This window comes from Ureibacillus massiliensis 4400831 = CIP 108448 = CCUG 49529 (assembly GCF_000772965.1).
GTDB lineage: Bacteria > Bacillota > Bacilli > Bacillales_A > Planococcaceae > Ureibacillus > Ureibacillus massiliensis.
Genome location: NZ_JPVQ01000100.1, coordinates 1 through 2207 on the forward strand (window position 1 = coordinate 1; position 2207 = coordinate 2207).

Below are 2207 nucleotides of genomic sequence, written 5' to 3' on the forward strand. Positions count from 1 at the left end.
GTGTGAGAGGTCGGCTAGCCAATTAATGGCTAGCCTCCTACTCGATTTAATAAAGGAGATATCAAAATGAATAACAAAACGTTAGAGTACTATAAACTTATTAGAAATTCAGTACAATTTATAGATGTAGAACTGCTAAAACTAGATTGTGAAAAAAGAACTGAGGAGTTAGGAGATGGTAGAGGAGTATCACTCTCTTTAGGTCGAGATGTTTTAAATGTTAAAGATAATGAAGCAGAATTAATATTAAATGTAGAGCTAATTGGTCCAAATGATATTTTTAAGATAGATCTTACATATAAAGGTTTATGTAGAAATATGAATTCGGATATTAGTAAAGCACAGTTTGAACAGTATGCATATGATCAAATAGTCCCTCTCCTATTACCATATGCGAGGGAATGTATTAGTAATACATTAATGAGAATGAAGCTTCCTATTTTTTTACTACCTACTATTGATGTGTTAGATACTTTGGAAGTGAACGCAACAAATGAATAATCAAACAGCTATTAGCTCAGTATATTTTAATAGAAAAGATAGACCAAAAGAGTTCATCGAGGAAGCAGTAAAAAAAGTTGCAGATTTTTTCAAAGATAGAGAGGACTATTTAGACAATTTTTGCTTAATGATATCAAGTTCTAAAAACTGGTATATTGAAGAAAAAGAATTAGATAAAGAATTGTTATCTAAATGGAAGGAAAAATTTATTGGGGACCATACATACAGTAAGAGTAAAAGTGATTTAGCTGATGTAGTTGAGGAAGCATTCTTAAAATGTGAGACATTTGATGACTTTTGTTCACTTAGAGGGTTACTATTTGAAGGTGTTTTAATAGGTGTCTTTGGTGGAAGTCAGATAATAAACAATAATGATCCTTCTTTTGGTTGGGGGGCAGAAGTGAAAGTAATCATGAAAGGACACATAGAAACAGTAGATTATCAATGTCAACTTAAGAGAAATTCAGATTGTAATAGTAGATTGACAATAGACTTTGCCTACTGGAATCCTCAAAATAAACATGGAGAATTTTTTGAATGCAAAGTTACTCCTAAAAATTTTTCGTGTAAAGAAGATAACTATATTAAAGTTTTACAGGATACAATAACTGCTATCGAAGGTTCTGGAAATTACTATGTAGCTTCGCCGCATAAAGAACGAGCTTTTAAGTTTTCTACTATGTTCAGTAATAGTGTAAAGCCGTTTGGTATTGAATCTATCAAAGGAATGTACGCATAATTTTAAATAATTAACCTTTTAAATGAACAAATTTGAAATAAAAACTAATAAAGGCTAGGTAAAAATTTACCTAGCCTATTAATAACCCATCAGTATTCTTGTGTTGCCACATTTACTCCGCACATATGGATGTGAGGATTGGTTAATGAGTAAATTTATAATAACGTCTTTTGAATAATTTGAGATGCTCAAACTCCATTTTTAATTAAGAAAACACTTTGCCTACACAACGTAATTTATTTAAAACGTAGTCAAAAGCGTAGTCAAACATTTTTAATACTAGCTAAAACCCTTATAAACACTGCAATTACAGCACTTTATAGAGATTGGGGTTCGACTCCCGCCGTCTCCATACATACCATTTCACAGGAGATAATCTAAGGTCAAAAAACTTGATATATAAGGGTTTTGGCCTTTTTCTTCCGTCATTGGATTTCATTTGATGGCATTTAGTTGTAATTAAAAAAGTAAAAATATTTTTGAGTTGTTATAATTAAAATAGATACTTATAAAGAAAATGATATTGGAGAAATCTGGATGGATGGGAATAAACTTTAAAAAAACTAACCTATATTTGACGACAAACCCTATGAGCTCTGATAATCAAAAACAAAGTTGGGGCCTGTTAAAGTCTAAAAAAAGATTGCTGAATCTGAAATGAACAAAGGCAATAAATTTGGGACGTTTAAAGAAGTGAATGTTAAAACAAAACAATGAAATAAATGAATACGGCATTTATTAGTAGGCTTTCTGAAGTTAATTGCAAAAATGACATACGAATAATTTTGCTGTACTTATAATATGAGAACGCCTAGAAGACTTCACTGTTATCATAGACTATATATGTGAAGATGATTAGATACGAAAAATTAGCCTTAACTTTCTTTTATAATAGCAGTGAATCTATTAAATAGAAGGGGTGTGTATTGCATAATAAAAGTGCAGACTAGTGCAACGAATTTGTACA

Annotated in this window: 2 protein-coding genes; both read left to right on the forward strand. The window is 30.7% G+C overall.

All coding sequences use genetic code 11. The features are described 5' to 3' along the window. The first annotated feature begins 66 nt into the window (after positions 1–66). Positions 67–501: a protein-export chaperone SecB gene (locus CD30_RS18885; protein ID WP_036180692.1), complete on the forward strand. Its 435-nt coding sequence runs from the start codon at positions 67–69 to the stop codon at positions 499–501. After that, positions 494–1240, forward strand: a complete 747-nt coding sequence (locus tag CD30_RS18890) for a hypothetical protein (protein ID WP_036180695.1) — start codon at positions 494–496, stop codon at positions 1238–1240. The genes CD30_RS18885 and CD30_RS18890 overlap by 8 nt, the downstream gene beginning before the upstream one ends. Positions 1241–2207: the final 967 nt, after the last annotated feature.

Coding starts and splice junctions, on each gene's coding strand:
- CD30_RS18890 (WP_036180695.1), top strand. CDS start 494: ATGAATAATCAAACAGCTATTAGCTCAGTATATTTTAATAGAAAAGAT.
- CD30_RS18885 (WP_036180692.1), top strand. CDS start 67: ATGAATAACAAAACGTTAGAGTACTATAAACTTATTAGAAATTCAGTA.